We start from the raw sequence: 22,769 nt of genomic DNA on the forward strand, positions 1-22,769 counted from the left end.
TATTCGTACTTGACCGACGTCGAATAATCGAATTCGATGGAATTCGTGAGTGGGAGGTGGAGCAAGAGCGTCGCCTAGATGCTTCATTGCGGCGGGGCCGGAATGACATGCTTCCAATGAGAACAGCGGGTAGATCCCGTGATAAAAGCAAAGGGTAAGTGGGCATGAAAAAGCTAGTAACGGGAATCGTGGGCTCGGCGGCGTTGCTGATGTCGGCGTCTGTCGGCTCGGCAGCAACTCTCGATGATGTGAAGGCCAAGGGCGAGGTCGCCTGCGGTGTGCACACCGGGCTTGCCGGCTTCGCCGCGCCGGACGATCAGGGCAATTGGAAGGGCTTCGACGCTGACTTCTGTCGCGCTGTGGCCGCCGCCGTATTCGGTGATGCGTCGAAGGTGAAGTTTGTTCCGACGAACGCAACGGAGCGCTTTACCGCGCTGCAGTCAGGCGAAATCGACCTGCTCGCACGTAACACGACGTGGACCCTCAGCCGTGATACGTCGCTGGGTTTCAACTTCACTGGCGTCAACTACTATGACGGCCAGGGCTTCATGATCAACGCGCAGAAGCTGCCGGGAATCAATTCCGCGCTGCAGCTGTCCGGGGCCGCTGTCTGCGTGCAGACGGGAACGACCACCGAACTCAATCTGGCGGACTATTTCCGTGCCAACAACATGGAATACAATCCGGTCGTGTTCCAGGGCTTCGACGAGACCAACGCCGCTTACGAAGCAGGCCGTTGCGACGCCTACACCACTGACCAGTCCGGCCTTTATGCGCTGCGTCTGACGCTTGCCAATCCAGACGAGCACGTCGTTCTGCCAGAAATCATCTCCAAGGAGCCTCTCGGGCCGGCAGTCCGCCAGGGTGACGACCAGTGGTTCGACATCGTCAAGTGGACGCTGTTCGCGATGATCCAGGCTGAAGAGCTTGGCATCACCCAGGCCAACGTCGAAGAGATGAAGGGTTCCGACAATCCGGAGATCAAGCGCGTTCTCGGCCAGGAGCCAGAGTCGAAAATCGGTTCGATGCTCGGCCTCGAAAACGACTGGATCGTGAAAGTCGTGGGCGGCGTCGGTAATTACGGCGAAGTGTTCGAGCGCAATATCGGTCAGGAGAGCCCGCTGAAGATCGCGCGCGGCCTGAACCAGCTCTGGACCAAGGGCGGCGTCCAGTACGCACCGCCGGTCCGCTAAGGCGGCCTGCGACGCGCACAAACGGCGCGCATAATCTTGGTGCATCGGGACCGGCTTTTGGTTCCGATGCACTGAAACTACCTGGCTAGGCCAACAAAAAATTCGGAAGAACGGGAGACGCATGTACGTTTTCCGCACCGAACAAGGGGAACTACATGGCATCTCAGGACACGCTCCACGCGAGCGATCCCGCTCGTGTTTCCTGGATGAATGATCCCAAAATAAGGGGCATCATTTTTCAGGTACTTGTCGTCGCCATCCTTTCTGCGGCGATATACTGGATATGGGGAAACACGGTAGAAAACTTGCGCCGCGCGAACATCTCGTCGGGCTATGGTTTTCTGAACGGGCGTAGCGGGTTCGATGTGTCGCAGTCGTTGATCCATTTCAACGCTGACTCAACATTCGGGCGAGCTCTCATCGTCGGGTTGCTCAACACCGTGCTAGTTGCGGTCGTTGGTGTGATAACAGCTACGATTCTTGGCTTTCTCATTGGCATCGGTCGCCTGTCGGGGAACTGGCTGATTGCCAAGATTTGCATGATCTACGTGGAAATTTTCCGCAATATTCCGCCGCTTCTTGTCATTTTCTTCTGGTATCTGGGCGTTTTGTCGGTGCTTCCAGCACCACGCGACAGTATCGGGCTTCCCTTCGGCTCCTATCTCAACAGCCGCGGTTTCTTTTTGCCAAAAGCGATATGGGAAGAGGGCGCCTGGCTTATTCCGGCAGCGCTTGTCGTGGCGATCATCGCGATATTCGCCATTGCGCGGTGGTCCTACCGACGCCAGATGAAAACGGGACAACGCTTCCCGGTACTTCTGACAGCACTGGTGCTTATCCTTGGGCTGCCGACTTTGGCGACGCTGGCGGCAGGAGTTCCGTTCACGTTTGAATATCCGCAACAGGGGGCATTCAATCTGACAGGCGGATCGCAGATCAAACCTGAATTTCTGTCGCTCTATCTGGCCTTGTCATTCTACACGGCAGCTTTCATCGCAGAGATTGTGCGGGCGGGCATTCTGGGTGTGAGCCGGGGCCAGACAGAGGCAGCAAATGCGCTCGGACTTCGAGCCGGCCCGACGCTCCGCCTAGTCGTGGTGCCGCAAGCCATGCGCATCATTATTCCTCCGCTCACCAGCCAGTATCTCAACCTGACGAAGAACTCGTCACTGGCAGTGTTCGTTGGCTACCCGGACCTGGTGCAGATCGGTCAGACGACGATGAACCAGACCGGGCAGGCGATCGAGGTCGTGTCGATCTGGATGCTGATCTATCTCGGACTAAGCCTGTCCATGTCGCTGTTCATGAACTGGTTCAACGATCGCATGGCGTTGGTGGAGAGGTAATATGCAAGAACATGACCTCTCCTTTGTCCGCGCTGAAATGGTGCTTGCTCAGGCAGCACCATCACGAGAGCGAGGGCTGACAGCCTGGCTGCGCAAGAACATGTTCGCGTCAGTCACCGACACCATTCTGACGCTTCTTGGGCTGTTCCTGATTGCATGGTTCCTTCCCGGATTTCTGCGCTGGGCGTTCGTTGATGCGCAATGGACGGGCGCAGACCGGACCGTGTGCGCAACAGCTAGCCAGGGTGGCGTTCAACCCGACGGCTGGAGCGGTGCGTGCTGGGCATTCGTCAATGCGAAGTTCGCGCAGTTCATGTACGGGCGCTACACGTTGTCCGAGCGGTGGCGGGTCGACCTGACCGCTATTCTGTTCGTGCTGCTTCTGGTTCCGCTGCTGATTCCGCGCTTTCCCCGCAAGGGTCTGAATGCGATCCTTCTTTTCCTCGTTTTTCCGTTCGTTGCATTCTTCCTGCTTGTGGGCGGCTATTTTGGCCTGCGTTATGTGCCGACAACCGAGTGGGGCGGATTGCTGGTCACGATGGTTCTTTCCATCGTCGGCATTGCAATTTCCCTTCCGTTCGGAATCGTGCTTGCGCTTGGCCGACGCTCGCAGATGCCGGCGATCAAGCTGATCTGCGTGATCTTCATTGAGGTGGTTCGCGGCGTTCCGCTTGTGACAGTGCTGTTCCTTGCGAGTGTGATGCTTCCGCTGTTCATGCCCGCAGGCATGACATTTGACCGTTTCCTGCGGGCGCTGGTCGGCGTTGTCCTGTTCGCGTCCGCATATATGGCGGAGGTGGTGCGCGGCGGATTGCAGGCCATGCCAAAGGGCCAGTACGAGGGCGCGGATTCACTGGGTCTGAGCTATTGGCAGAAAATGAACCTGATCATTCTGCCGCAGGCGCTGAAGCTGGTCATCCCTGGTATCGTGAATACCTTTATCGGGTTGTTCAAGGACACCAGCCTTGTTTACATCATCGGTATGTTCGATCTTCTCGGCATCGTGCGACAGAATTTCACCGACGCAAACTGGGCGAGCGCGCAGACGCCAATGTCTGGATTGTTGTTCGCTGGTTTTGTGTTCTGGATCTTCTGTTTCGGAATGTCGCGATACTCGATCTACATGGAGCGAAGGCTTGATACCGGACAGCGAAGTTAAGGCCTCGCCGGTGTGCGCCCGGATAAAAATCAAAGAAAAAGGCCAAAGTGCCAAAGGGGTTTGTCATGGCTGTTGAAAACGCCGTTTCCGCCGAACAGATCGCAGTAGACCGGTCGAGGATGCAAGTTTCGTCCACCGACGTGGCGATTGAAATCCAGAACATGCACAAGTGGTATGGCGACTTCCACGTGCTGAAGGACATCAATCTGCGCGTGATGAGCGGAGAGCGCATCGTGGTGTGCGGGCCATCCGGCTCCGGAAAATCGACGATGATCCGTTGCATCAACCGGCTGGAAGAGCATCAGAAGGGGAAGATCATTGTCGATGGGAAGGAACTGACGGGCGATCTGAAGAAGATCGACGAGGTCCGCCGCGAAGTCGGCATGGTCTTCCAGCACTTCAATCTTTTCCCGCATCTCACCATTCTGGAAAACTGCACCCTGGCTCCAATCTGGGTTCGCAAGATTCCAAAGCGTCAGGCGGAAGAGATCGCCATGCACTATCTGGAGCGGGTGAAGATTCCGGAGCAAGCCAACAAATATCCCGGCCAGCTTTCAGGCGGGCAGCAGCAGCGCGTGGCTATTGCTCGTTCGCTGTGCATGAAGCCCAAGATCATGCTGTTTGACGAACCGACATCGGCTCTCGACCCTGAAATGGTCAAGGAAGTTCTGGAGACGATGGTGGGACTGGCTGAGGAGGGGATGACGATGATTTGCGTCACCCACGAAATGGGCTTCGCCCGCCAGGTTGCCAACCGCGTGATTTTCATGGATCAGGGGCAAATCGTCGAGCAGAACACGCCGAACGAATTCTTCGATAATCCGCAGCATGAGCGTACGCGTCTATTCCTCAGCCAGATCCTGCACTGAGAACGCGTGACCATCGCACAACGAATGGCGGGCCTGAGGCTCGCCATTTGCTTTCAGAGTGCCGGTTCTTTCCAGCCGTAAAGCCAGTCCATGTCGGCGGCCAGAGATTGCGGTGGCCGCAAGGACAGCACGATATCCCGTCCAAGCGCAATTGGACCTGCCGCATTCCAGGCGAAGCGATTGAACGCACCGCGCCTTGCTGCATGGAGGACACGCGGGATTCGCGCTGCCTTGAATGCGCGCAAAGCGGTCATCCGGTCTTGCGGGTGGCGGGCCAGCATGTCGGCGAGGACAGCGGCATCTTCAATCGCCATCGCCGCACCTTGCGCTGCAAATGGCGTCATTGCATGAGCGGCGTCACCGACCAGAACGACGCCATCCGGCGAAATCCATTCGCCGTCAGGCCGCACCTGATGCAGTGGCCATGTCGTCCAGGGACCGGCAGAGCGGATCAGTTCGAGAACCCGTGAATCTGCACCACGCATCAGCTGTGTCAGCTCTTCCGGGTTTCCGACATTCGCCCAGCGCTCGGCAGACGGAGGACCTTTGGCGAGCACGACCAGATTGATCAGTTCGCCACAACGCAAGGGATAGGCGACCAGATGGAAATGCGGACTCAAAAGGGTTGTGACGCGATCTGCGGCCGGCTTCCAGATATCAGGAGACGTGGATCTGTCGACCACGGCGCGCCAAGCCAGATAACCACTGTACTGGCCCGCCTCTGCGCCCCCGATCTGCTTTCGAAGGGTTGACCATACGCCGTCGGCAGCCACGATCAGATCGAAATCGTCTCGTCGGACTTCATCGCCGCTTTGCGACGTCAGGTTGATGCGTCCACCAGGCGCATAGCTGGAAACCAGCATGCCAGTATGAAGTGCAATGGACGGATTGGCGTTGACCGCGGCAAGCAGCGCCTGCTGCAAATCGGCTCTGTGAACGGTCAGGTAGGGCGCGCCCCAGCGCTGCTGGGCAGCATCGCCGAGTGGAACGCTTGCTACCTTGCGCAGACTATTGGCGCGCAGCAATTCTATTGCCTGTGGCCGGACCGCGACGTCATTGAGCTGAGACAAGACGCCAAGGCGACGAAGGATGTGCGTTGCGTTCGGAGAAAGCTGTAGTCCGGCGCCAACTTCCTCGACCTTCGGCGAGCGCTCGAAGAGCTCGACTGAAAAGCCTCGGACCGCAAGCGTCAGCGCAGATGTCAGACCGGCAATGCCAGCCCCTGCGATGGCAATGCGCCTCGCACGGTTCATCTGCGCGTCCGCCGGTCAGGCCGCCTGCGGGTGGAAGACTGCCCCCTCGGGCCGGGTCTCGTTCGCCTTCAGCGCGGGATCGTATCGGTAGAGGGTCGAGCAGTAGGGGCAGACCTTCTCCGCGTCATCTCCCATGTCGAGAAAAACATGCGGATGATCGAAGGGCGGGTTTGCACCCACGCACATGAATTCCTTGACGCCGATTTCAATGGCCGGATGGCCTGCGTCGTTCTGGAAGTGCGGTATCGCGTAGCCGGCCATGTGAGAAGCTCCCGGATGCTGCGGTGTCATGCTTAGGCCTGCGTTTGCCGCATCTGGCGCGGCTTTGCAAGTCGCGGATATCAAACTGTCGTAAAACCGTGTCAGGACGCTCTTGACGTGGTCTGCGGCTGCTGATGCAGTCGCCGCGAAGCATCAGGTGGAACATGAACGAGTTTAAGCCGGTCAGCAGCGAGTTTACAGGTCAAATGCAGGCGCTTGCCGCCGCGCCGGATGGAAATCCCGACAGGTTCGTCAATCGCGAGTTCTCGTGGCTTCAGTTTAACCGACGGGTGCTGGATGAAGCGCAGAATCCGAACCACCCGCTGCTCGAGCGCGTCCGCTTCCTTTCCATCTCGGCGGCAAACCTTGATGAGTTCTTCATGGTGCGGGTCGCGGGTCTTGCGGGGCAGGTGCGTGAGGCCATTACCGTGCGTAGCCCTGATGGGCGTACTCCAGAGCAGCAGCTGGACCTGTTGCTGCTGGAGGTCGCCCGGTTGCAGGAGGACCAGCAGGCCAGCTACGATTCGCTGATGCAGTTGCTGCGCGCGGAGGGGATCGAGATCATTCGTGCCCAGGGTCTGTCACCAGCAGAACTGGAATGGCTGGAAGACTACTTCATGGAAGCAGTCTTCCCGGTGCTGACGCCTCTTTCCATCGACCCGGCACATCCTTTTCCCTTCATACCGAATCTTGGGTTCTCCAAAGCGCTGCAGCTTCGCAATCTGCGCGATGGCGAGGAAATGATTGCGCTGCTGCGCTTGCCCGTGGCGTTGCGCCGCTTTGTCAGGTTGCCGGATTGCGACGCCATCGTCCGGTTCATCCCGCTGGAAGACGCGGTCAAGTTGTTCATCGGCAAGCTCTTCCCAGGCTATGAGGTCAAGGGTTCGGGAACGTTCCGTATCATTCGCGACAGCGATATCGAGGTCGAGGAAGAGGCCGAGGATCTCGTTCGCCTCTTTGAAAGCGCGTTGAAGCGCCGGCGGCGTGGGCAGGTGATCCGCATTGAATTCGATGACGAGATTCCTGAGGCGCTCCGCGATTTTGTGGCAGTGGAACTGGGCGTTGCGGAGGGCCGCATTTCGATCATGCATGCCCCCTTGGCGATCAACCAGATCTCGGAAATCGTATCGCTTCCGCGCGATGATCTGAAGTTCGTTCCGTATAATCCGCGCTTTCCAGAACGGATTCGTGACCGTGGTGGCGATTGTTTCGCGGCAATCGGTGAAAAGGACATCATCGTCCACCACCCATATGAGAGCTTCGACGCGGTGGTGCAGTTTTTGCGCCAGGCCGCGGTCGATCCGGAAGTGGTGGCGATCAAACAGACGCTTTACCGCACCTCCAACGATAGTCCGATCGTGCGCGCGCTGATCGACGCAGCGGAAGGCGGCAAGTCGGTCACTGCACTGGTCGAACTCAAGGCGCGGTTCGACGAAGAAGCCAATATCCGCTGGGCGCGTGACCTTGAACGTGCTGGCGTGCAGGTGGTGTTCGGCTTCATCGAGCTGAAAACCCATGCGAAAATGTCGCTGGTGGTGCGCCGCGAGGATGGCAAGCTACGAAATTATGTCCATCTCGGCACCGGCAATTATCATCCGATCACGGCGCGCATCTACACCGACCTGTCCTATTTCACCACCGACGCGGACATTGCGCGCGACGTTGCGCAGGTGTTCAATTTCATCACGGGCTATGCCGAGCCTTCACTGGACATGAGGCTGGCGATCTCGCCCTTTACGCTGCGAACCCGACTGCTTGAGCACATCGAGGCTGAAAAGGAGTTTGCCCGCCGTGGCAAGCCGGCGCAGATATGGATGAAGATGAACTCGCTGGTCGATCCCACTGTGATTGATGCGCTTTACGACGCGAGTCGCGAAGGGGTGGAGATTGACCTCGTCGTGCGCGGCATTTGCTGTCTGCGCCCGCAAGTGCCGGGACTATCGGAGAATATCCGGGTCAAGTCGATTGTCGGGCGGTTTCTCGAGCACAGCAGGATCTACTGTTTTGGCAATGGCGCCGGTCTGCCTTCCGATGAGGCGATCGTCTACATCGCATCCGCCGACATCATGCCGCGCAACCTGGACAGGCGGGTCGAAACAATGGTTCCAATCACCAACCCGACTGTGCACGAGCAGGTTTTGGGGCAGATCATGCTCGGAAACATCATGGACAATCAGCAAAGTTTCGAAGTATTGGCGGATGGAACCTCGCGACGTATGGTACTGGACGAGGGTGAGGAGCCGTTCAACGCGCAGGAATATTTCATGACAAATCCCAGCCTTTCCGGTCGGGGCGATGCCTTGAAATCCAATGCGCCAAAGCGGATTACCCAGCACAAGCGTCGCAAGAAGACGCATGCGGCAGTGAAGGACGCATGATTCAAACCTCGCAAGGCCGCCTTCAGGATCGTCTGCCATTGTCGGTTGTCGATATCGGCTCAAACTCGATTCGCGTCGTCATCTACGAAGGCGTAGCGCGTTCTCCGACAGTCCTGTTCAACGAAAAAATGCTTGCCGGACTGGGACGCGGAATTGTCTCGACGGGGCGGCTGGACCCGGACGCGGTTCTGCGTGCTCTTGAAGAATTCAAGCGCTTCCGTGCCCTGTCGGAGCAGGCGGGCGCGTCCGAGTTGCATGTCATTGCAACGGCGGCGGCGCGCGAAGCCGAAAACGGCATGGATTTCATCCGCCGCGCGGAAGAGATCTTCGAGGTGCCGATCCACGTTCTTTCCGGGCGCGAAGAGGCCTATTATTCGGCGCTCGGCATTATATCAGGTTTCCACGCCGCCGATGGCATTGCGGGCGATCTGGGCGGCGGCAGTCTTGAGCTGGTTGACGTCAATGGAAACGAAATTGGCGACAAGATCACGCTGCCGCTTGGCGGGCTGCGTTTGCAGGACATGGCCAAAGGATCGCCGGCCGATGCATTCAGGATTGCGCAGCGCGAATTGAAACGCGCAAGTTTTCTGGCGGCAGGCGAGGGGCGGAATTTTTACTGTGTCGGTGGGACGTGGCGAAACCTGGCGCGGCTTCACATGAGCTCGACAGGCTACCCGCTCAACGTGATGCACAATTATGAGCTGGGTGGACCGGGCGCAGAGGAGTTCCTCGTCGAGGTGGCCAGCGGCGACATCTCGAAGATGAAGGGGATCAACCGGGTTTCCAAATCCCGCCGTGGGTTGCTTCCATATGGAGCGGCGGTCCTGCTTGCGATCACCCAGGCGATGAAGCCATCACGGATCGTGGTGTCCGCTCTCGGTGTCCGTGAGGGGTTTCTCTACTCGCAATTGAGCGACGAGCAAAAAGCTGCCGACCCGCTGATTTCGGCAGCGGAGGAATTGGCACTGCTCCGCTCGAGGTCCGTCACCCACGCACACGAGCTTGCTGCATGGACAGGCGAAGCCTTCCGCATGTTTGGTCTGACTGAGAGCGAGGAAGATCGGCGCTACAGGGAGGCAGCGTGCCTGCTGACTGATATCGGCTGGCGTGCCCATCCCGAATATCGCGGCTCGCAGTCATTGAACATCATTGCGCATGCGTCATTCATCGGCGTCGATCATCCCGGCCGTGCCTTTATCGGGCTGACCAGTCTCTTCCGACACGAAGGGATCGATGAGGACGTGGTTTCGCCGACGATGCGTGCGCTGGCTGGTCCGCATCATCTGGAGCGTGCGCGCATCCTGGGCGCCTTGCTGCGGGTTGTCTATCTGTTCTCGGCGTCGATGCCGGGCATGATGCCGATGCTCAAATGGAGACGAGTCGGCGATGGCTTCCAGATGGTCGTGCCCGCCAGTCACGCCGGCCTGATGGGCGAGCGGCCAAACGGACGGATGGCGCAGCTCGCAAAGGTGCTGGGCTGCCCCATCACGATCGTTGTCGGGGATTAAGCGGCGGCGTCTTTTCGATCTGCCGCTTCAATCATCCCATCCGCGTTCAGGCAGGGTGCCTGATATTCAGCTGGTCGGGTCGTTTGGCGCGAAAGCCTTGATCTTGCGCTTGTCGAACTTGAGCGCGATCTCGCCACGCACCAATGCGAGCGCGCGATCGCCGAAGACCTCTCTGCGCCAGCCCTGCATGGCAGGAATCACGGCATCTTCGCCTTTGGCTGCGATCTTTTCGATGTCGGCGGACGAGGCCAGCACCTTAGGCGCAACGCCATACTCTTCGGCAACAAGCTTCAGGAAGACTTTCAGCAGTTCTGCCGCCGCGCTCGTGCCTTCTGGCTGCTGAACATGCTTGGGCAATTTCGGCAGGTCTTCCTTTGGAATCTGGAGCGCGTTGTTCACGACTGCCAGCAATGATGTCGCGGTGGACGAACGCTCCCACCCTTTGGGAACTGTCCTCAGGCGCGCCAGAGCCTCAGCGGTAGCCGGAGCCTGCTGTGCAATCTCGAAGAGCGCGTCGTCCTTGATCACCCGCCCGCGCGGCACGTCACGCTCGCGTGCTTCACGCTCACGCCATGCGGCGATTGCCTGCAGGATCGCCAACTCCTGCGGCTTCTTCACGCGCATCTTGAGGCGTCGCCACGCATCGTCCGGGTGCGGGTCATAGGTTTCGACGGCAGTCAGCAGGCCCATTTCTTCGTTGAGCCAATGCGCACGGTTTTCGCGCTTCAACTGCTCATTGAGATGCTTGTAGACGTCGATGAGGTAGGTCACGTCGGCAAGCGCATATTCGAGCTGCTTGTCCGAGAGAGGGCGATGGCGCCAGTCGGTGAAGCGCGACGATTTGTCGAGACGCGTTCCGGTGATCTTCTGGACGAGCTGGTCGTAGGAGACGCTGTCGCCGAAACCGCACACCATGGCGGCCACCTGCGTGTCGAAAACCGGGTGCGGGATGAAGCCGCCGAGATGGAAGACGATCTCGATGTCCTGCCGCGCGGCGTGGAAAACCTTGACCGTGGTTTCGTCCTTCATCAGCTTGAAGAAGGGTGCAAGGTCCAGCCCCGGCGCGAGTGGATCGATCAGCGCAGTCGCGTCAGGACTGGCAAGCTGGATCAGGCAGAGCACCGGCCAAAAAGTTGTTTCACGGATGAACTCGGTGTCGATGGTGACGAAATCGGATCGTCCGAGTGTTTCGATGACGGCTTCAAGCTCGTCCTGAGTGGTGATTAGCTGCATCTAGCTTCTTTTTTCGGCAATAAGTCTCCATTTCAGCCACAGCTGCCGACGTCAAGAGTTTCGGCTCTTTTCGTGCCCCGTTTCCGTATTTCCGGTCTCATTCTCGTGTCTGGACGTCGGTTTGGGGACAAGTCGGGCGAAGATTGTGGACGTGCGGAGCAGGGCTGTGAAACGGCCACGCTCGTCGCTGGGAGCGGCCGGGCGCTTTCTCATCCGATAGAGGATTAGGACGATGAAAACCGCGTAGATCACGGACGTGAATGAAAACAGTGCGTGTGGGCCGTACCACTCCATCATCGCTGCGGCGGCGAACGGTCCGCCGATGGCACCGAACGAGTAGAACAACATGAGCGCAGCGTTGATCATGACGAACTCGTTCGGCTTGGCGCGATCATTCGCATGGGCCGCCGAGAGAGAAAAAAGCGGCATCGCGAACGCACCGAAGACGAAGATCAGCGCGAAATTGAGCAGACGGTCGCTGCTTCCTGCCAGCATCAGAATGATAGCAACGGCAAGTGCGAGCGCGGTGGTCGCCAACAGGACAGTGCGCCGGTCGCTCCGGTCGGAGGCATAGCCGAGCGGATACTGGATCATCGCGCCACCGATGATCGACAGGCTGACGAATGTCGCCACGTCGGCCACCGACATGCCGATTGCCTGCGCATAGACCGGTGACATTGTACGGAAAGCGCTGTTGGTCATGCCAATCGCCACGCAGCCAATCGCGGCAATGGGAGAAATTTGCCAGGCCCGGCGCAAATCAAGCTTCACATCGTCCGGCGGGACCGGATTCGAACGGTCAGCAAGCGACACCGGCACCAGTGACAACGAAATCATCATCGCCATTACGGCGAAGATCGGAAAGCCTTCCGGTCCGATGATCGGAATCAGGAACTGTGCGCCCGTGACCGCGCCCAGATCGACGATGCGATAAAGCCCAAGAACCCGTGCGCGCGCCGAATTTGGGACACCTGAATTGAGCCAGCTTTCCATCACCGTGAACAGCCCGGCAAAACAGATGCCGCTGAAAAAGCGCGCCACGGTCCAGATGCCTTCGTCCACGACAGTGGCCATCAGTAGCGTCGCGGATGCAGCGATGGCGGCGAGGGCGGAAAAGGCGCGGATGTGGCCGACGGCCCGCAGCATGCGGATAATGATCAGGCATCCGATTAGAAAGCCCGCGAAGTATGCGGTGCCCATGAAGCCGATGCTGCTGGCCGAAAAGCCCTCCTGGGCGCCGCGCACCGCGATCAAGGTTCCCTGAAGCCCGTTCCCTGCCAGCAGGATGCCTGCTGCGGTAAGAATGGGAATGAGCGGTCGTATACTGTTCATTGACGCCAGCAGGTAAGAGAACCAAGTCGACCTTCTCTATAGGTCGATGCTGCGCACTATGCCACGGACAATTGCGGGACTGTGCTGGTCCAGTGTCGATTGCACCCTGTTCAAAAGTCTCGTGAAGTTGCCGACGAGGCTGCTGCAACTTGACAAAAGTGCGCGCGCATGCGCTTTTCCGCCCCAATTTGGCGCTGGGATTCCGTTTCCGGCTCGACCTCTCTATCCGGACTTGCTCATGACCATGCATCGTTATCGCAGCCATACTTGCGCTCAGTTGAGAAAGGCCGATGTCGGCCAGGCCGTTCGTCTTTCCGGCTGGGTTCATCGTGTCCGTGACCATGGTGGACTTCTGTTCATCGATATCCGCGACCATTATGGCCTGACGCAGATTGTCGCCGATCCGGACTCGCCTTGTTTCAAGGTGGCTGAAACCGTTCGCGGCGAATGGGTCATTCGCGTTGATGGCGAGGTGAAGGCGCGCACCGACGAGACGATCAACACGAACCTGCCGACGGGCGAAATCGAAGTGTTCGCGCAGGACATGGAAGTGCTGTCCGCAGCCAAGGAACTGCCGCTGCCGGTGTTCGGCGAGCCGGACTATCCGGAAGACATCCGTCTGAAATACCGCTTCCTCGACCTTCGTCGCGAAACGCTGCACAAGAACATTGTCCAGCGTATGAACATCATTTCGGCGATGCGCAACGGCATGAGTGCTCGCGGCTTTGCTGAATACACGACGCCGATCCTGACCGCCTCGTCGCCGGAAGGCGCACGTGACTTCCTCGTGCCGAGCCGTATCCATCCGGGCAAGTTCTTTGCGCTGCCGCAGGCGCCGCAGCAGTACAAGCAGCTGCTGATGGTTGCCGGCTTCGACCGGTATTTCCAGATTGCGCCTTGCTTCCGCGATGAAGACCCGCGTGCTGACCGCCTGCCGGGCGAGTTCTATCAGCTCGACGTCGAGATGAGCTTCGTTACCCAGGAAGACATCTGGGCGACGATGGAGCCGATGATGACGGCGGTGTTCGAGGAGTTCGCCGACGGCAAGCCGGTGACCAAGGAGTGGCCACGAATTCCTTACGACGTCGCGATGCGCAAATATGGTTCCGACAAGCCGGACCTGCGCAACCCGATCATCATGGAAGAAGTGTCTGACCATTTCCGCGGGTCGGGCTTCAAGGTGTTTGCAAACATCCTGGCCGGCAGCGACAAGGCTGAAGTCTGGGCAATCCCGGCCAAGACCGGCGGCAGCCGCGCGTTCTGCGACCGCATGAATTCGTGGGCGCAGGGCGAGGGCCAGCCGGGCCTTGGCTATATCTTCTGGCGCAAGGAAGGTGACAAGCTCGAAGGCGCTGGACCGCTTGCCAAGAATATTGGCGAGGAGCGCACAGAAGCCATCCGCCAGCAACTCGGTCTCGACGATGGCGATGCCTGCTTCTTCGTGGCAGGTGACCCGAAGAAGTTCGTCAGCTTTGCGGGTGCGGCACGTACCCGCGCAGGTGAGGAACTCAATCTGGTCGACCGCGACCGGTTCGAGCTTTGCTGGATTGTCGACTTCCCGTTCTACGAGTGGAACGAAGACGAAAAGAAGATCGATTTCGCGCATAATCCGTTCTCGATGCCGCAGGGTGGCCTTGAGGCACTGGAAGGCTCCGATCCGCTGTCGCTCAAGGCGTATCAGTATGATGCCGTCTGCAACGGCTTCGAGATCGCGTCGGGCTCGATCCGTAACCAGTCGCCGGAACTGATGGTCAAGGCGTTCGAGAAGGTTGGTTTGAGCCAGGCGGATGTGGAAGAGCGCTTTGGTGGTCTTTATCGCGCGTTCCAGTATGGCGCGCCGCCGCACGGCGGTTGTGCATTCGGTATCGACCGCGTGGTGATGCTGCTCGTCGGCGCGAAGAACCTGCGCGAAATCTCGCTGTTCCCGATGAACCAGCAGGCGCAGGATCTGCTGATGAACGCGCCATCGGAGGCACAGCCGTCGCAGTTGCGCGAATTGCACCTGCGGACCGTGGCGCCGCAGAAGGACGCCTAGGTCTTTCACTTTCTGGTATTTGGAGAACGGCGCGACATCGATCGCGCCGTTTTCTTTTGGCAGACAAAAAAAAGCCCGGTCAAGCCGGGCTTTTGGTTGATTGAGAAGCTGATCAATCGTTGGCCGTCACGGTTACGCCCAGCGTCTTGGTCAGCTTTTTGGGATCTGACATCACATCCGCCGCGAGAAGCGCAAATGGGACTGGTGCGGATGGAGCTGCCCGGACTGTCAGGTTCTTCGGATCGTCGAGGAATTTGCCGACAGCCTGCATCGCTTCCGCGGTCAGTTCAGCATTGCCAAGCTGACCCAGCAGGAATGGCAATACAGCCTTCGCCTGATTGGCGATGTCGGTGGGCTTCATGCCCTGCGTTTCGGCCAGATAGTTGAGCAGCTTGTTGGTCAGGGAAGCGTCTGTGAATTTCACTGACGTGCTGTGGAAAATCAGCTGCTGCATCAGGCCGAGGATAGCTAGTCCCTGGCTTGACGTGTCGCCATCCGGATTAGCAGCGATCTGTGCCTGCAGTTCGCGCAGCGATGCCAGGAATGCCGGGGTGTACCCGCCCATGTCGAAGGTAAGGCCAAATGTACCGGCATTGTCGACGACGGTATCGTAGTGCGACAGGACGAAGCGTCCATCTGTCGGCTGCCAGTAACCGTCGAAAGAAAGCGAGCCGGTGACTTCTTCAAGATCCAGCGCTGCCAGGACTGCTTGCTGGTCTTCGTCATCCACGACAGTGAGGTTGAGATAGAATTTGTCAGCGCTGCCCGAATAGGTCATTGGCTCGCCATTTGCGGGCGCTGTCATGCGCGTGACGAAATCGCTGAGGGAAACAACCTCGTCATCGCTCACCGTCACCGACATGCTGCCGATGGAGGCTTTTTCGTAGAAAATCGAACCGCCAAACTGGTCGATCTGCGAGTCTTCCGGGAGAAGCACGCCAGCCATGACCGCATCGTCGATCGACACCGTCGAGGTCTCGTCGCCGACTTCCATCGGATCGAAGACGATCTCTTTGATCAGATAGCCTTCGGCAGTGTTGCTGACACCATTCAGTGCGACGTCGCCGATCAACAGCTTGTCGTCGGCTGTGCCGGCTCGAACATTGACCAGCACGGCATCGTCGCCGCGAATGTCGATGCGGTCCCATTCCAGAATCGCGCCTTGCATCTGCACGATTTCTTTCAGGCGCTCGGCTGCCATTCCTGCCGTGTCTGCGAAAGCACCGGACAGGCTGGTGGTTACGAGAAGAAATGATAGGGGGAGCGCCCGCATATGCCTGTAGCTCAAATTCATGGGGGAGATTTCCTCTCGTGATCGGAATGTGAGATTTGTTGTCGGGGCGCGGGTAGATTCGATGTTTTGCGTGAAAACGCAACCTAAAGTATCGTGTTGAGCTTTGGATAACATGACGCAGGACATTGCACTACCACGGCGCGGCTAAAGGAGCCCTTGCTCCGAATCACCCCGTCCATTAACCCGAATCCATGGGAAAGAACCAGAATCCGCCGGGCTCCAGCGGGGGCGATCATATTGAAACAGTCGATCTGCGTAAGGCTCTTGAGGACCGCTACCTCGCCTACGCTCTCTCGACAATCATGCACCGGGCGTTGCCGGACGTTCGCGATGGGCTGAAGCCGGTTCATCGCCGGATCATGCACGCGATGCGGTTGCTGAGGTTGAACCCGGATCAGGGGTTTGCCAAGTGTGCCCGTATCGTCGGCGAGGTGATGGGTAAATTCCACCCGCACGGCGACCAGTCGATCTACGATGCGCTGGTGCGGCTCGCACAATCATTCTCGGTGCGTTATCCGCTGGTCGACGGGCAGGGTAACTTCGGCAATATCGACGGCGATAACGCAGCTGCGATGCGCTATACCGAAGCGCGGATGACCGATGTTGCGACCTCGCTGCTTGAAGGCATTACCGAGAACGCCGTCGATTTTCGTCTGACATACAATGAGGAAGACGAAGAGCCGATCGTCCTGCCGGGGGCGTTCCCCAATCTTCTGGCGAACGGATCGTCGGGAATCGCGGTGGGCATGGCGACCTCCATCCCGCCTCACAACGCCGCCGAATTGTGCAAGGCCGCGCTGCACCTGATCGACCATCCCGAAGCCGAGGTCGAGGATCTGATGTCCTCGACGCCCAATGACGATCCGGACGAAAACATGGTGCGCGGACCGGACTTTCCGACCGGCGGTGTCATTGTCGATTCGTTCGATTCCATTCTGGAATCCTACAAGACAGGGCGGGGTTCTTTCCGGGTTCGTTCCAAGTGGCATTCCGAGGATCAGGGCCGCGGGACCTGGCAGATCGTCGTCACCGAGATTCCCTATGGGGTACAGAAGTCGCGGCTGATCGAGAAGATCGCTGAGTTGCTTCTGGCTCGCCGTTTGCCGCTGCTGGAAGATGTACGCGACGAAAGCGCGGAAGACGTCCGGCTTGTGCTGGTTCCCAAGAGCCGCACGGTGGACCCGGCGATCCTGATGGAGTCGCTGTTCAAGCTGACCGAGCTGGAAAGCCGGTTCCCGCTGAACATGAACGTTCTATCGCACGGCAAGGTGCCAGGTGTCCTGTCGCTGAAGCAGGTGCTTCGAGAGTGGCTCGACCACCGCAAGGACGTTTTGATACGTCGTTCGCGCTTCCGGCTGGACGAGATCGTTCGTCGCCTTGAGATTCTTGGCGGCTATCTGATCGCCTATCTCAATCTCGATGAGGTCATCCGCATCATCCGCGAGGAAGATGAGCCCAAGCCGGTGATGATGGCCAAATGGGAGCTGACCGACCTTCAGGCGGAATCGATCCTCAACATGCGGCTGCGTTCGTTGCGCAAGCTCGAGGAATTCGAGATCCGCAAGGAGCATGACGCGCTATCCGAAGAAAAGGCGCAGATCGAAGCTCTTCTCGGTTCAGACGAGAAGCAGTGGAAGATGGTGCGTTGGGAGGTCGAGAAAGTCCGCGACCGCTTCGGCTCGACGACCGATCTCGGTCGCCGCCGTACCCAGTTCGCTGACGCGCCGGATCATGACGTCGAAGATATTCATCAGGCGATGATCGAGCGCGAGCCGGTGACGGTGGTGGTCTCAGAAAAGGGCTGGCTCAGGGCGATGAAGGGCCATATGGCCGACTTCTCGACGCTCGCCTTCAAGGAGGGCGACAGCCTTAAGCTGGCGTTCCACGCACAGACCACCGACAAGATCCTGTTCCTGACCACGGGCGGAAAGTTCTTCACGATTGGAGCCGACAGGCTTCCGGGCGGGCGCGGCCATGGTGAGCCGATCCGTATCATGGTCGACATGGAAAACGATCAGTCGATCGTGACGGCGTTTGTCCACGATCCGGCGCGCACGCTTCTGCTGGCGTCCTATGCGGGCAACGGCTTCCTTGTGAAGGAAACGGATGTCGTCGCGAATACCCGGAAGGGCAGGCAGGTGATGAACGTCAAACTGCCGGACGAGGCCAAGTTGTGCCTGCCGGTGACGGGTGATCACGTCGCGATCGTTGGCGAGAACCGAAAGATGCTGGTGTTCCCGCTGGCCGAGATGCCCGAGATGACGCGTGGCAAGGGCGTCAGGCTGCAGAAGTACAAGGACGGGGGAGTGTCTGACGTCAAGACATTCAGCCTGGAAACGGGACTGTCCTGGCTCGACTCTGCCGACCGCACGTTCAACCGCACAAAAGACGAGCTGGTTGAATGGATCGGCGCACGGGCAAGCGCTGGCCGGATGGTGCCGAAGGGCTTCCCGCGGACCGGAAAATTCGGCTAGGCGGCTGTCGACTGTCACGCACGAAACAACAAAACGTGCGTGACGGAATTTTCTGTGCAGTTGTAAATCCGGAGATGTAGGCGCTACGTATAGTGTCGACAGCGTATTGGATGACCGACGCAGAAAGGCGATGACATGGCTGTCTATCGATATCCGAGCCCGCTCGGCTCTGAAATTACGTCCGAAGGCGCGTATCTCAATCGACGCTCGTTGATTGCCGGAGCGCTGGCGTCGATCCCGCTGCTTCATGGCGTGGAAGCTTCGGCCGAGACGCTCAAGAGCAAGCCGGGTCCATTTTCCACCGACGAAACGCCGACGTCCTTCATGGATGTGACGAACTACAACAATTTCTACGAATTCGGCAGCGGCAAGTCGGACCCCGCCAGCAACAGTGGTGACTTCCGCCCCGAGCCATGGACCCTCGAAGTCGGTGGCCTCGTCGCCAAGCCGAAGACGTTCGACCTTGATGAGCTGCGCGGGTTTGACCTCGAGGATCGCCTCTATCGCATGCGCTGCGTTGAGGCGTGGTCGATGGTCATTCCGTGGATCGGTTTCCCATTGTCAGCGCTTCTCGATCAGGTTGAGCCGCTGGGCAGCGCGAAGTATGTCGCATTTGAAACCGTCGTGCGGCCCGAGGAAATGGGCGGCCAGCGTGGGCTGTTTCAACCGCTCCCATGGCCATATGTTGAGGGCCTGCGGCTGGACGAGGCCCGTCACCCGCTGGCAATCCTCGCAGTTGGTCTCTACGGCCAGACACTGCCCAATCAGAATGGCGCGCCAGTGCGTCTGGTGGTGCCGTGGAAGTACGGCTTCAAGGGCATCAAGTCGATTGTCAAGATGACGCTGGTTGAAGAGCAGCCAGTCTCAAGCTGGGAGCGGCTGCAGCCGTCCGAGTATGGGTTCTACGCCAATGTAAACCCGGCGGTAGACCATCCGCGCTGGAGCCAGGCAACGGAAATACGGATCGGGGAAGGGGGCTTTTTGAGCCCTGGCCGTCGCGAGACGCTTCCCTTCAACGGCTATGCCGAACAGGTTGCCAGCATCTACGACGGAATGGATCTTGCAGCGAACTACTAGCCCGATGATCGCGTCGCGCGTTTGGCGTTCCGCCAGCGTCTGGCTGGTCTATGTCGTGGGTTTTGTGCCCGCTGCGTGGTACTTCTACCTCGGGGCGACAGGCCAGATCCCCGGCAACGCGGTCAAGGTGTTCGAGCATTTGCTCGGCGTTTGGGCTCTGCGTTTTCTGCTCGTCACGCTGGCGGTGACGCCGATCCGCGACCTTTTTGGCATCAATCTCATCCGCTACCGACGCGCGCTTGGGCTGCTCGCCTTCTGGTACGTCGTGATGCATTTCTCGACCTATATGATCCTCGATCAGGCGCTTAATTTTCAGGTCATCGTCAATGACATTGCCAAGCGTCCATTCATCACGATCGGGATGGCTTCGTTTGCGCTCCTGATTCCCCTCGCAATCACGTCGAACTCATGGTCGATCAGGAAGCTGGGATCACGTTGGAACAGCCTGCACAAGCTGAGCTACGTCATCATTCTGGGCGGCGCGCTGCATTATCTGATGGCAGTGCGGGTGATCACACCCGAGCCGGCGATTTACATGGCGATAGCGGCTGTTCTCGTCGGCTACCGCCTCTTTTTTCGCTCGCGTGTTCTTGCATGGCGCAAGCAGCGAAGGGCGGTGGCGATGGCGCGCTAGCTGGGTTTTCCTTGTTTGGGGGCGTAAGGCCGGTCGCATCGCGCGGATGCCTGCTCTGATGAGCCCTATATCGGCGTCTCTCCTGTGAATTGTCCATGTCAAGACCAAGCATCCGGTGGCGTGGGGTGCTATGCCAGTCGCATCATCGCAATAGGAACCGAGGCAGCCATGAAGGTCGGCATCGATCTGGGGACGGGCGCCGGTGGCGCATCCGCAACCGTCGACCTTGAAGAACTGCTCGCAACGCGCTTGTTGGTGCAGGGCAATTCCGGATCAGGAAAGTCTCATCTGCTACGTCGCCTGCTCGAACAGTCGGCTCCGTGGGTGCAGCAATGTGTGATTGATCCAGAGGGCGATTTCGTCACTCTGGCGGATCGATTCGGCCATGTCGTTGTCGATGCCGCGCGCACCGAAACTGAATTGCAGCGGATCGCTGCGCGGATCAGGCAGCACCGCGTGTCGGTTGTTCTCAACCTTGAGGGGCTGGACGTCGAGCAGCAGATGCGAGCTGCCGCGGCATTCCTTGGCGGCATGTTCGATGCCGAGCGTGACTATTGGTACCCGGTGCTGGTCGTCGTGGACGAGGCGCAGCTTTTTGCCCCTGCAGCGGCAGGCGAAGTGTCGGACGAGGCGCGCAAACAATCTCTGGGCGCGATGACCAACCTGATGTGTCGGGGCCGAAAGCGCGGACTTGCCGGGGTCATCGCGACGCAGCGGCTTGCGAAGCTCGCCAAGAACGTTGCGGCGGAAGCATCGAATTTTCTGATGGGCCGCACGTTCCTCGACATCGACATGGCGCGTGCGGCTGACCTGCTCGGCATGGATCGGCGTCAGGCAGAACAGTTCCGCGATCTCGACCGTGGCCGGTTCGTTGCGCTCGGTCCCGCCATTTCGCGGCGACCGCTGCCGGTAGCCATCGGTGCTGTGGAGACGTCTGCACGTTCTGTCAGCCCGAAACTGATGCCGCTTCCGACAACGGCACCGGAAGATGCAGCCGATCTGATCTTCAAGGCATCACCCGAAGAACAACTCCTCCCTGTGCGCCGGCCGGTGGCGCCGCCTCCGCCGATTCCGACGGCAGAGCTGCTTGAAAAGCTGGTGAAGGCTCGACCGGAACCTGCCCCGGTCGAGGCACCTTCATTGTTTCCCGAGATCGATGAGGAAGAGCGCAGCGCCGCGCTTGATGCTGTGATGCGTGAGATCGTCGAAGATCCGGAAGCTGCCTTCCGTTCAGTCGCCGTGCTTTATCAGGACTTTCTGGTGCGCTGCCGTATCCATCGCGTGCCCGGCGCAGCTCTTGATCTTGCCGCGTTCAAGCGCAGGCTGGCCATCGCGCGTGCGGGTGTGGACGAGCAGATATCGGCGGGCGACAGCTGGCAACAAGCGTTGAAATTGTCCGAGACCCTGACGGATGACATTCAGGGCGTTTTCCTGATCGTCGCACGGGCGGCGATTTCGAGCGAGCCATGCCCGTCGGATGCGGTGCTGGCTCGGGCTTACGGCACGCACTCGCCTTCGCGCGCCCGCCGGCTCCTGACCTATTTTGAAGAACGTGGACTGCTGGTCGTGCGCACGGACTTCCACGGCTTGCGGATCGTCGTTTTCCCGGACCTTGACGCGGAAACAGCGCCCGGTGATCCAAATGCGCCTGACACGGGCGATGAGACCCGCGACGCGGCAGAGTAATATCTGGCCTGCTAAAGCGCGTCGCGATCTTTCAGATTCGCTGCTTGTTTCTACGCATGTCTTTATCCCGCAACCGGCTCCCCCGTTCGGAAGACATGCACTAGGCCGGCTGTCCCAGCGTCTGCGCACTGCGCGGCTTGCGGTTTTCCCGCAGCTGCCAAAGTGAGTGGCAAATCAGCGTGACCACGAGCAGCGAACCACCGACGACGCTGTAAATTGTCGGGACTTCCGAAAAAATCATCCATACCCACAGCGGCGCAAGCACCGTCTCCAGCAGGTAGAACATCGCAACTTCCGGGCCAGACAGGTATTTCGGGCCGGTGGCCAGAAGGAAAAATGCGATCGGGATGACGATCAGTCCGTCGAGGATGATCCAGAGCGGAGCCTCGGCAACCAGACCGTTCTGCAGCACCATGAAACCGCCGATGGACATCGGCAGAACGACGGCGACGAGTGGCGTGAACCCCATATCCGCACCGCTCTTGCGCGACAGGACGATTGCACCGGCAATTGAAAGCGCTGCACCGAGGGCGAGCAGGTTGCCGAACCAGCCGCCGGCCGTGAACCCTTCCGCCACGATGATTGCGATTGCAACGATCATGATGACCATTGCTGCAAGGGTCTGGTTCCTGGGCCGTTCTCTCAGGAACACCCACGACAAAACCGTCGCAAATACGGTGTTGAAGGCCACCAGGAAAACGAGGTTGGCGGTCGAGGTGTAGAAAACTGCGGACATGAAACAGAGTGAAGTGACGCCATAGCAAGCTGCGACGGCGAGGCCAGCCTTGCCCGGAATGAGTGGCGGTGCGTTTCGCCAGATCAGGTTCCAGACAAACCACGCCACCAGCGCAGCGGTCAGCGTCGCAGAGCTACGCAGCAGCAATATGGACCAGACATCGCCATTGGCGAGCTTGATCAAGGGTATGTCGATGGTCAGCGCGAGGCCGCCGACTGCTGTCAGAAACAGCCCTTTGGAATGATCCGACCATGACGAAAACATGCGCAAGCCCCCGCCGACCAGCGGCAATTCATAGTGA

The 22,769-nt window shown here is 59.1% G+C and carries 17 protein-coding genes; 11 read left to right on the forward strand and 6 right to left on the reverse strand.

Going from position 1 to position 22,769, the window contains the following annotated elements:
* Nucleotides 1-164: 164 nt before the first annotated feature.
* The 4 genes from BMZ42_RS10020 (at nt 165) to BMZ42_RS10035 (ending at nt 4,567) form a co-directional block, all read left to right on the forward strand.
* Nucleotides 165-1,193, forward strand: coding sequence for an amino acid ABC transporter substrate-binding protein (locus tag BMZ42_RS10020; RefSeq protein ID WP_091521735.1), 1,029 nt, complete (start codon nt 165-167; stop codon nt 1,191-1,193).
* A gap of 155 nt (nt 1,194-1,348) precedes the next feature.
* Entirely contained in the window at nt 1,349-2,539 is a 1,191-nt protein-coding gene (locus BMZ42_RS10025) for an amino acid ABC transporter permease (RefSeq protein WP_091521738.1), read from the forward strand.
* A 1-nt stretch (nt 2,540) separates the two neighbouring features.
* Nucleotides 2,541-3,698 (forward strand): amino acid ABC transporter permease, encoded by a 1,158-nt coding sequence (locus BMZ42_RS10030; RefSeq protein WP_091521740.1) that lies wholly within the window; start codon nt 2,541-2,543, stop codon nt 3,696-3,698.
* A 65-nt stretch (nt 3,699-3,763) separates the two neighbouring features.
* Nucleotides 3,764-4,567, forward strand: a complete 804-nt coding sequence (locus tag BMZ42_RS10035; protein ID WP_091521743.1) for an amino acid ABC transporter ATP-binding protein — start codon at nt 3,764-3,766, stop codon at nt 4,565-4,567.
* A 53-nt stretch (nt 4,568-4,620) separates the two neighbouring features.
* Here BMZ42_RS10035 and BMZ42_RS10040 read toward each other — a convergent pair whose 3' ends face one another.
* Together BMZ42_RS10040 and BMZ42_RS10045 are read right to left on the reverse strand one after the other, a co-directional pair.
* Nucleotides 4,621-5,820 carry an FAD-dependent monooxygenase gene (locus tag BMZ42_RS10040; RefSeq protein ID WP_091521746.1) on the reverse strand — a complete coding sequence of 400 codons (1,200 nt, stop codon included), beginning with the start codon at nt 5,818-5,820 and terminating at the stop codon, nt 4,621-4,623.
* Nucleotides 5,821-5,835: 15 nt separating this feature from the next.
* Nucleotides 5,836-6,081: a zinc-finger domain-containing protein gene (locus tag BMZ42_RS10045; RefSeq protein WP_091521749.1), complete on the reverse strand. Its 246-nt coding sequence runs from the start codon at nt 6,079-6,081 to the stop codon at nt 5,836-5,838.
* A gap of 164 nt (nt 6,082-6,245) precedes the next feature.
* Here BMZ42_RS10045 and BMZ42_RS10050 point away from each other — a divergent pair, with 164 nt between their 5' ends.
* Both BMZ42_RS10050 and ppx read left to right on the forward strand, forming a co-directional pair.
* Nucleotides 6,246-8,459, forward strand: a complete 2,214-nt coding sequence (locus BMZ42_RS10050; protein ID WP_091521864.1) for an RNA degradosome polyphosphate kinase — start codon at nt 6,246-6,248, stop codon at nt 8,457-8,459.
* Nucleotides 8,456-9,967, forward strand: a complete 1,512-nt coding sequence (gene ppx, locus BMZ42_RS10055; protein ID WP_091521751.1) for an exopolyphosphatase — start codon at nt 8,456-8,458, stop codon at nt 9,965-9,967. The genes BMZ42_RS10050 and ppx overlap by 4 nt, the downstream gene beginning before the upstream one ends.
* 66 nt (nt 9,968-10,033) lie before the next feature.
* Here ppx and rnd read toward each other — a convergent pair whose 3' ends face one another.
* Together rnd and BMZ42_RS10065 are read right to left on the reverse strand one after the other, a co-directional pair.
* Nucleotides 10,034-11,200, reverse strand: a complete 1,167-nt coding sequence (gene rnd / locus BMZ42_RS10060; protein WP_091521753.1) for a ribonuclease D — start codon at nt 11,198-11,200, stop codon at nt 10,034-10,036.
* A gap of 51 nt (nt 11,201-11,251) precedes the next feature.
* A complete protein-coding gene (locus BMZ42_RS10065) occupies nt 11,252-12,532 on the reverse strand; it encodes an MFS transporter (protein ID WP_091521755.1) in 1,281 nt (426 codons plus the stop codon).
* Nucleotides 12,533-12,776: 244 nt separating this feature from the next.
* Between BMZ42_RS10065 and aspS the strand changes: the two genes are divergently transcribed.
* Nucleotides 12,777-14,567: an aspartate--tRNA ligase gene (gene aspS, locus BMZ42_RS10070; RefSeq protein ID WP_091521865.1), complete on the forward strand. Its 1,791-nt coding sequence runs from the start codon at nt 12,777-12,779 to the stop codon at nt 14,565-14,567.
* A gap of 112 nt (nt 14,568-14,679) precedes the next feature.
* On the opposite strand, the gene BMZ42_RS10075 is transcribed toward aspS, so the two are convergent.
* Complete coding sequence (locus BMZ42_RS10075; RefSeq protein WP_139207901.1) at nt 14,680-15,861, reverse strand: hypothetical protein; 1,182 nt, start codon at nt 15,859-15,861, stop codon at nt 14,680-14,682.
* A gap of 191 nt (nt 15,862-16,052) precedes the next feature.
* On the opposite strand from BMZ42_RS10075, the gene parC reads away from it, so the two are divergent.
* The 4 genes from parC (at nt 16,053) to BMZ42_RS10095 (ending at nt 21,732) form a co-directional block, all read left to right on the forward strand.
* On the forward strand, nt 16,053-18,335 hold the full coding sequence (parC, locus tag BMZ42_RS10080; RefSeq protein WP_091521761.1) for a DNA topoisomerase IV subunit A: 2,283 nt from the start codon (nt 16,053-16,055) through the stop codon (nt 18,333-18,335).
* Between the two features lie 135 nt (nt 18,336-18,470).
* Complete coding sequence (gene msrP, locus BMZ42_RS10085) at nt 18,471-19,412, forward strand: protein-methionine-sulfoxide reductase catalytic subunit MsrP (RefSeq protein ID WP_091521762.1); 942 nt, start codon at nt 18,471-18,473, stop codon at nt 19,410-19,412.
* 4 nt (nt 19,413-19,416) lie between these two features.
* Nucleotides 19,417-20,046 (forward strand): protein-methionine-sulfoxide reductase heme-binding subunit MsrQ, encoded by a 630-nt coding sequence (gene msrQ, locus BMZ42_RS10090; protein WP_091521765.1) that lies wholly within the window; start codon nt 19,417-19,419, stop codon nt 20,044-20,046.
* 168 nt (nt 20,047-20,214) lie between these two features.
* The gene (locus BMZ42_RS10095; RefSeq protein WP_091521767.1) at nt 20,215-21,732 is read left to right on the forward strand and encodes a helicase HerA domain-containing protein; all 1,518 of its coding nucleotides are present in this window, start codon (nt 20,215-20,217) and stop codon (nt 21,730-21,732) included.
* Between the two features lie 100 nt (nt 21,733-21,832).
* Here the strand turns inward: BMZ42_RS10095 and BMZ42_RS10100 are convergent, their stop codons facing one another.
* Nucleotides 21,833-22,732 carry a DMT family transporter gene (locus BMZ42_RS10100; RefSeq protein ID WP_091521868.1) on the reverse strand — a complete coding sequence of 300 codons (900 nt, stop codon included), beginning with the start codon at nt 22,730-22,732 and terminating at the stop codon, nt 21,833-21,835.
* Nucleotides 22,733-22,769: the final 37 nt, after the last annotated feature.

Source organism: Aquamicrobium aerolatum DSM 21857 (assembly GCF_900113935.1).
In the GTDB taxonomy this organism is placed as follows: Bacteria; Pseudomonadota; Alphaproteobacteria; order Rhizobiales; family Rhizobiaceae; genus Aerobium; species Aerobium aerolatum.

Bases quoted from the DNA above. Each gene is read 5' to 3' on its own strand.
- BMZ42_RS10020 (WP_091521735.1), top strand. From the start codon at position 165: ATGAAAAAGCTAGTAACGGGAATCGTGGGCTCGGCGGCGTTGCTGATG.
- BMZ42_RS10025 (WP_091521738.1), top strand. From the start codon at position 1,349: ATGGCATCTCAGGACACGCTCCACGCGAGCGATCCCGCTCGTGTTTCC.
- BMZ42_RS10030 (WP_091521740.1), top strand. From the start codon at position 2,541: ATGCAAGAACATGACCTCTCCTTTGTCCGCGCTGAAATGGTGCTTGCT.
- BMZ42_RS10035 (WP_091521743.1), top strand. From the start codon at position 3,764: ATGGCTGTTGAAAACGCCGTTTCCGCCGAACAGATCGCAGTAGACCGG.
- BMZ42_RS10040 (WP_091521746.1), bottom strand. From the start codon at position 5,820: ATGAACCGTGCGAGGCGCATTGCCATCGCAGGGGCTGGCATTGCCGGT.
- BMZ42_RS10045 (WP_091521749.1), bottom strand. From the start codon at position 6,081: ATGGCCGGCTACGCGATACCGCACTTCCAGAACGACGCAGGCCATCCG.
- BMZ42_RS10050 (WP_091521864.1), top strand. From the start codon at position 6,246: ATGAACGAGTTTAAGCCGGTCAGCAGCGAGTTTACAGGTCAAATGCAG.
- ppx (WP_091521751.1), top strand. From the start codon at position 8,456: ATGATTCAAACCTCGCAAGGCCGCCTTCAGGATCGTCTGCCATTGTCG.
- rnd (WP_091521753.1), bottom strand. From the start codon at position 11,200: ATGCAGCTAATCACCACTCAGGACGAGCTTGAAGCCGTCATCGAAACA.
- BMZ42_RS10065 (WP_091521755.1), bottom strand. From the start codon at position 12,532: ATGAACAGTATACGACCGCTCATTCCCATTCTTACCGCAGCAGGCATC.
- aspS (WP_091521865.1), top strand. From the start codon at position 12,777: ATGCATCGTTATCGCAGCCATACTTGCGCTCAGTTGAGAAAGGCCGAT.
- BMZ42_RS10075 (WP_139207901.1), bottom strand. From the start codon at position 15,861: ATGAATTTGAGCTACAGGCATATGCGGGCGCTCCCCCTATCATTTCTT.
- parC (WP_091521761.1), top strand. From the start codon at position 16,053: ATGGGAAAGAACCAGAATCCGCCGGGCTCCAGCGGGGGCGATCATATT.
- msrP (WP_091521762.1), top strand. From the start codon at position 18,471: ATGGCTGTCTATCGATATCCGAGCCCGCTCGGCTCTGAAATTACGTCC.
- msrQ (WP_091521765.1), top strand. From the start codon at position 19,417: ATGATCGCGTCGCGCGTTTGGCGTTCCGCCAGCGTCTGGCTGGTCTAT.
- BMZ42_RS10095 (WP_091521767.1), top strand. From the start codon at position 20,215: ATGAAGGTCGGCATCGATCTGGGGACGGGCGCCGGTGGCGCATCCGCA.
- BMZ42_RS10100 (WP_091521868.1), bottom strand. From the start codon at position 22,732: ATGTTTTCGTCATGGTCGGATCATTCCAAAGGGCTGTTTCTGACAGCA.